6 protein-coding genes are annotated in these 6,684 nt (G+C 61.6%); 4 read left to right on the top strand and 2 right to left on the bottom strand.

Annotation, left to right across the window (positions count from 1 at the left end; all coding sequences use genetic code 11):
* The 4 genes from SO180_RS20840 to SO180_RS20825 all read left to right on the top strand — a co-directional run.
* A partial coding sequence (locus SO180_RS20840) for a hypothetical protein (RefSeq protein WP_449380708.1) occupies positions 1–215 on the top strand: 215 nt, incomplete at its 5' end.
* Positions 216–285: 70 nt separating this feature from the next.
* Positions 286–711, top strand: coding sequence for a hypothetical protein (locus SO180_RS20835; protein WP_449380713.1), 426 nt, complete (start codon positions 286–288; stop codon positions 709–711).
* Positions 712–863: 152 nt separating this feature from the next.
* On the top strand, positions 864–2,579 hold the full coding sequence (locus SO180_RS20830) for a SulP family inorganic anion transporter (protein ID WP_449380707.1): 1,716 nt from the start codon (positions 864–866) through the stop codon (positions 2,577–2,579).
* A gap of 342 nt (positions 2,580–2,921) precedes the next feature.
* Positions 2,922–4,298 (top strand): FAD-dependent oxidoreductase, encoded by a 1,377-nt coding sequence (locus SO180_RS20825; protein WP_449380706.1) that lies wholly within the window; start codon positions 2,922–2,924, stop codon positions 4,296–4,298.
* Positions 4,299–4,396: 98 nt separating this feature from the next.
* On the opposite strand, the gene chrA is transcribed toward SO180_RS20825, so the two are convergent.
* Complete coding sequence (chrA, locus tag SO180_RS20820) at positions 4,397–5,782, bottom strand: chromate efflux transporter (RefSeq protein WP_449380712.1); 1,386 nt, start codon at positions 5,780–5,782, stop codon at positions 4,397–4,399.
* On the bottom strand, positions 5,782–6,600 hold the full coding sequence (locus SO180_RS20815; protein ID WP_449380705.1) for a chromate resistance protein ChrB domain-containing protein: 819 nt from the start codon (positions 6,598–6,600) through the stop codon (positions 5,782–5,784). Before SO180_RS20815 ends, chrA begins: the two co-directional genes overlap by 1 nt.
* Between the last annotated feature and the right edge of the window lie 84 nt (positions 6,601–6,684).

The following is a 6,684-nucleotide window of genomic DNA, read 5'->3' as shown; positions in this document are numbered from 1 at the left end:
ATCTCCTTCAATATGCGATTCTCACCCAGCTTGGTCCGTGGATTTCTGACTCAGTAAGACTAAAGCGCGATGAGATTGGGATGAATCGTCATCGCGCTTTAGGTTGTTGTTGTTTGAGCATGATCTTTTCGGAAAACCGCTCCACACCTTTCCGGATCATGCCTTGGGGCGGTGGAAGCAGTGTGCGTCCAACCAAAGCCCAATGGTGCCGGTGATAGGTCAAAGCCGATACTGCGCTGCCGGAAAGCCCTTGTGCGGCACAGGAAAGAGGGGGGTGTTCGAATGATGCCAGACAACGTCGCCCTGTTCGCCACGATCATCCTGCTGCTTCCGATGTTTTATCTGCTGCTGGCGGCACCGGCCTTTCTGCTGGTGAAGCTGGACGTCCGACCTGTCGCCCTGCTGTTGCGCGCCATGTTCAACGGCTACTTCCTGACATTGGCCGTTGCCGGTGCCGCAGGCACGATCGCCGTTGCCGTGGACGGCCGCCCGGTCCTGGCCCTGGGCGTCGGCTTGATCACGGCACTCGCCGTGTGCTCGCGCCGCTGGTTTTTGCGGCAGATGGACGCCCGGATCAGTGATGGAGATGCCGGCGACACGGAGGCCGCGCGCCGGCTCCGACGACTGCATTGGGGTGGCATGCTGGGCAATGCGATCCAGCTTGCCATAGTCGTGGCCTGTATTCCCTATATCGCCATCGCGCCGACATGACCGGCGTTGGCGCGCGGCAACGTTGCGTCTCACCCGCATCGTCGTTGCTCCGCGGATCCTGTCATCTCAGGCGAAGCGCCACTGGCGGACGTTCGCTCGCGAAGCTAGAGTTGCGAGGCCTGCGCTCTGGCGTACCTTTACCGTAGTCCGGCATGACTGACCGTCTGACGCGTATTGCACCCGGATTGACCAAACTCTTGTCCTACGGTTTTGCCGATGATTTTCGGCACGATCTGTTGGCGGGAATCTCTGTTGCCGCAGTGGCCCTGCCGGTCGCGATCGCCTACGCGCAGCTCGCAGGCTTCGATCCGGTTGTGGGGCTATATTCGAGCATTCTGCCGTTGGTCGCGTACGCCATCTTCGGCACTTCGCGGCAAATGATCGTGAATCCCGATGCAGCTGTGTGCGCCATGGTCGCAGCCGCAGTAGCTCCGCTGGCGGGCGGCAACGTCGAACTGTACTGGTCGCTGTCGGTCGCAGTCACATTTCTGGCCGGCATGTTCTGCATTGCAGCGAGTTTCCTGCGGCTCGGTGCGCTGGCGGAATTTCTCTCCAAGCCAATCCTCGTTGGACTTTTGAACGGGGTCGCAATTTCCATTTGTCTGGGGCAAGTCGGCAAGCTGCTCGGCTTTTCCATCGAATCCAAAAGGATCATTCCGCAACTGTTCGAAATCTTCGGCAAGCTTCCGGAGACGCAGATTCCGACGTTTATCGTAGGAGCGGCAAGCCTGGCGATATTGTTTGCGCTGGCGCGCTGGGCACCGCGACTTCCGGCTGCACCGATCATATTGATCGCCGCCGGCGCCGCGGTCGCACTGTTCGGATTGGACCGGTATGGAGTGGCGATTCTGGGGCCGGTTCCTGCGGGCCTGCCGCCGCTGCGATTGCCCAGATTTCCAACGGAGGACATACCGTCCCTGCTGGGTAGCGCGGCGGGGCTCGCTCTCGTGCTGTTTTCGAGTGGCATGTTGACAGCGCGCAGCTTTGCGTCGAAGGGCGGCTACGAGATCGACGCTGACCGTGAGCTGGCTGCATTTGGTGCGGCTAATCTCGCCTCCGCCTTGTCGCAAGGGTTCGCCGTGACCGGCGCTGACTCGCGCACGGCAATGGCCGTTTCAGCCGGCGGTCGCACCCAGGTGACTGGCCTGGTGGCTGCGGCGGCAATCGCCGCAGTGTTGTTGTTTTTGACCGGTCCCTTGCGATATGTGCCGATTGCTGCGTTGGGCGCATTGCTCGTGTTCGCTTCGATCTCGCTGTTTGACACGCGAACATTACGCGAAATCTGGAGCATCGATCGCGGCGAGGTCGTCCTGGCGGTGATCACGACGCTGGGAGTGGTCGCGCTGGGCGCCATCAACGGGATTCTCATCGCTGTCGGGCTGGCCCTGGTCCGCTTCGTCAAGCTGACCGCGCGGCCCAGGGACGAAATCCTGGGAACGGTCGACGGGCTTCCCGGTCTGCATTCGATCGAGCGACATCCAGACGCCAGGACGTTTCCGGGTCTCGTGCTCTACCGCTTCGATGGCCCGCTAACCTTCTTCAATTCCGATTACTTCAAGGCGAGAGCGCTGGCGGTGGCCGAAGCCGAAGGCCCGGAACTTCGTTGGTTTGTGATTGATGCAATTCCAGTCAGCCAGATCGACACGACCGGATTATATGCACTTCGCGATTTGCGGGAACGGCTGGAAGCGCGCGGAACATCGCTGCTACTGGCCGGGCGCAAGGCCGAATTTCTCGCATGGTTTCGGGAAGCCGGTCTCTACCGGCCTGAACACGAGACGTGGATCCTGCCTACACTGCGCCAGGCCCTGAAGGCCTACCTGCGGGAGTCGCAACAAATCGCGCCGCTTAACCAGCGCGACATGTGAAAATCCGTCCTCGGTCATTTTCGACGGAATGAGCACTATTGGTGTGACGCGACGAAGGCCGGGTCTGCTTTGCTCCCGTTGGCGACCAAGCCGCGCGGCGGGCAATAGGGTCGCGAAGGGCCAGCTGCTGACTCATGCGCAGTTTATTATGTTACCGTTCGACATGAAGTCGCGTCGTCTCCCGATCGGATCCCCAAGAACCGAAAGACGTTCGCGTGCAGCCTTGCGGGTGGTGCTGAAAGGCGCGATGATATCGGACCGGGCGCAATCGATACTACCGGGGTGAATGTTCAACGACTGTCCTGCTTCGTCCTGCGGTTAAGCAAATGCTGGGAGGAGTCGATGGCGCACGTTGGCAAGCACGCGATCGTGGTGGGCGCGGGAATGGGTGGTCTTTTGGCCGCTCGCGCTTTGGCCGATCATTTCGACGAAGTGACCATACTTGAGCGTGATGCGCTTCCGGATTCCCCTGATCCTCGCAAGGGCGTACCGCAAGGGCGGCATACGCACGGATTGCTTGCCCGCGGGCGCGAGGTGCTTGAGCAGTCGTTTCCCGGCTTCACTGAGGGGCTAATTGCCCAGGGAGCGGTACCTGCAGACATGGTCAACGATGGCCTTTGGTTCAACTACGGCGACTATCTTCACCACGCCCCCAGCAAGATGGTCGCGCTCGGGGTAAGCCGACCGACGTTGGAAAGATTCGTGCGACGGCGGCTCGTTCAACTACCGAATATCCGGCTGCGGGAGCGACGTGACGTTGTGGAGCCGGTGTTTGATCGCCAGTCAGGCCGTGTGACTGGTGTCCGCGTCCGATCGAAAGACGGTTCGGATGACAGGGAAACGATAGAAGCCGATCTCGTGATTGATACCAGCGGTCGCGGCTCATCAAGCCCCACATGGCTGAGTGCGTTTGGTTTCGAAAAACCGCCAGAGGAGCAGGTCACTGTGAATCTTGGCTATGTCACTCGCTTCTATCGTCTCAAACCCGAACATATGGAGAATTATTTGCACGGCAGGAAGTTCGTTCTTATGGGAGCGTGTTTGCCTGATTTTCGCTTCGGTGCCCTTTTGCCACAGGAAGGCGAGCGTTGGACCGTGACATTAGGCGGTTACATGGGCGATCAGGTGCCAGCGGGTGATGCCGGTTTCCTTGAGTTTGCACGTAGCTTGCAAAAGCCGGAATTATTTAACGTGATCCAGAATGCAGAACCGCTCACCCCGCTTGCGCAATACAAGTTTGTTTCGAACTTGCGACGCCACTACGAGAAATTGGCTCGCTTTCCAGAAGGCTATCTGGTGTATGGCGACGCCTTGTGCAGCTTCGATCCAGCCTATGGTCAGGGAATGACGGTCGCCTGCCTGGAATCGCTGGCCTTGCGTGAGTGCTTGGCAAAAGGGACACAAGGACTTGCGCATCGATTCTTCCAGATGGCCGGTCGGTTTATTGAAGCTCCTTGGCAAATTGTCGTGGGCAGTGATTTGCAGAACCCCCACGTTGAGGGCAAGCGGACGGCGCAGGTGCGCTTCGTCAACTGGTACATAGCGAAGTTTTATCAAGCGGCGCATCGCGACGCGACACTGGCGACCAAGTTCTTGGAGGTGGCCAACCTTGCGCAACAGCCAACCGCATTGTTAAGCCCAGCGAATGCACTGAAAGTGTGGAATGGAAGCCGGGACATACAGCAACGCGACGTCGGTCGGGGCCACCAAGCCGCTTAGCCCCGATTGGCCTCAATTAGACACCTTATCCAGTCGTGCGCCAGCAGGTGAGATCGCGATGGGGCGTGCCATTTGGGCGCCGAATTTCTTCTAGCTCCTTAGATCACGCCCAACAGCCGCAGCGCCACGCCCGCCGCGCACGATCCCGCCAGCACCGTCAGCATGCCGAGCTTGAAGCGGAAGATCGCGGTCGCGGCCGCGATCGAGAGCACGAGCGCGGGGATGTCGACGCTTGCCAGCACCGGCATGTCGAAGGACAGCGGAAACGCGTGCACCGGGACGGTCTCGCGGAACAACGTATGCAGCGCGAACCAGATCGAGAGGTTGAGGATCACGCCGACGACGGCCGCGGTGATCGCGCTGAGCGCGCCGGCGAGGCCCTTGTTGCCGCGCAGGAGCTCGACATAGGGAGCCCCTAAGAAGATCCAGAGGAAGCAGGGCGTGAAGGTCACCCAGGTCGCGAGCAGCCCCCCGAGCGTGCCGGCGAGCATCGGCGACACCCCGCCCGGATCACGAAACGCGGCCATGAAGCCCACGAATTGCAGCACCATGATCAGGGGACCTGGCGTCGTCTCGGCCATGCCGAGACCATCAAGCATCTCGCGCGCGCTGAGCCAGTGGTAATGCTCCACTGCCTGCTGGGCGACATAGGCGAGCACCGCATAGGCGCCGCCGAAGGTGACCAGCGCCATCTTGGAGAAGAACAGCGCGATCTGGCTGAACACATTGGCCTCTCCGAAGGCTGCGAGCAGAGCGATCACCGGGACGAGCCAGAGCGCCAGCCACACCGCGCCGACGCGGATCGCGCGCGCCGTGTCAGGGCGGACATGATCGGGCACCGCTTCGCCGAGCATACTGTCGATCACGGCGGCATTGCTGCCATGGCCGTGCGCTGCGGGCGCGAATTCCGGGCGGCCGCTTTTGGCGCCGACGTAGCCGATCACGCCGGCGGCGATGATGATGAACGGGAAGGGGACGGCGAAGAAAAAGATCGCGACGAAGGCACCGGCCGCAAGCGCGATCATGACACGGTTCTTCAGCGCGCGCTTGCCGACGCGCACCACGGCCTCGACGACGATGGCGAGCACGGCGGCCTTCAGGCCGAAGAACAGCGCCTCGACGAAGCTGACATTGCCGAATGCGGCATAGACGTAGCTCAGGCCCATGATGGCGATGATGCCGGGCAGGATGAAGAGCCCGCCGGCCATCAACCCACCGGCCGTCCGGTGCATCAGCCAGCCGATGTAGGTCGCAAGCTGCTGCGCCTCCGGTCCCGGCAGCAGCATGCAATAGTTCAACGCATGCAGGAAACGTCCCTCGGAGATCCAGTTCTTCTCCTCGACCAGGATGCGGTGCATGACAGCGATCTGACCCGCGGGCCCACCGAAGCTCAGGCAGGCGACGCGGAGCCAGACGCGAAAGGCTTCGTTGAAGCTGATGCCGTGACCGGCATCAGCTTCTGCTTGGACATTACGCGTATCCATCATGCCTTCACTTTGTTGGTCGGCCAGTTGTGGGTCTCGTTGGTGGCGTCGCGGCACCAGCGGTAGAAGGCATCGTAGAGCAGCATGCCGGCCTCGAGCTGCTCGAGGTCGTCGTCATACATCCGCGACAGGCCGAGCGAGGCTGCGAGCAGGCCCGGCGCCTCCGGAGCAAGATCGGGCCGCGCGGTGTCGGCCCCACGCACCAGGGTCGCGAGCCGCTGCAAGGGCGGAGTCGACAGGCCGAACTCCTCGACCATGACGTCGAAGGTGCAGAGCTGTCCGCGGTGGCTCCAGAACACATTCTCGATGTCGAAGGGCGCGGCATTGAAGCGCTCGCCGACACCGACGACCTCGGATGGCGCCACGTACAGGAACACCGCATTGGGATCGACGAAGCGGCGGATCAGCCAGGGGCAGGCGATACGATCGACCTTCGGCCGCGCCCGCGTCACCCAGACGGTGCGGCCTCTGGCATCCCGCTTCGGCAGCTTGGTGGTGTCGACGAGCGGCAGCTTAGCCGCTTTCCAGCCCTCGAAACCGCCTTCGAGCGTTTCGGCCTGCACGCCGAGCTGCCGCAGCCAGGCCGCCGTGCCCTGCGCGAGCTTCTCGCCGCGCAGGCAGGAGACGATGACCGAGCGGCCGGCGAATTCGCCGCCCCATTCCGGAACCTTGTCGTGGCTGAGCTTGATGGAGCCGGGGATCAGCCGCCGGTCGGCGGCAAAATCCTCCTCCGTACGAACGTCGATCAAAGCAGGGGAATTGGCCGTGCCGATCAGCCGTGCCAGCTTGTCAGAAGATATCGTCGTGAATGTAGACATGATGCGTCCTCGTAAAGAGTGAACGGGACGCGATACTTGGGCATGTCGCCTCGTGGGGAGATCGCTCAAATCCCCATGAGCCGC

It is taken from the genome of Bradyrhizobium sp. UFLA05-112, assembly GCF_053572325.1.
The sequence above is the reverse complement of the archived record's forward strand: the minus strand, read 5'-3'. Positions and strand labels throughout refer to the sequence as shown.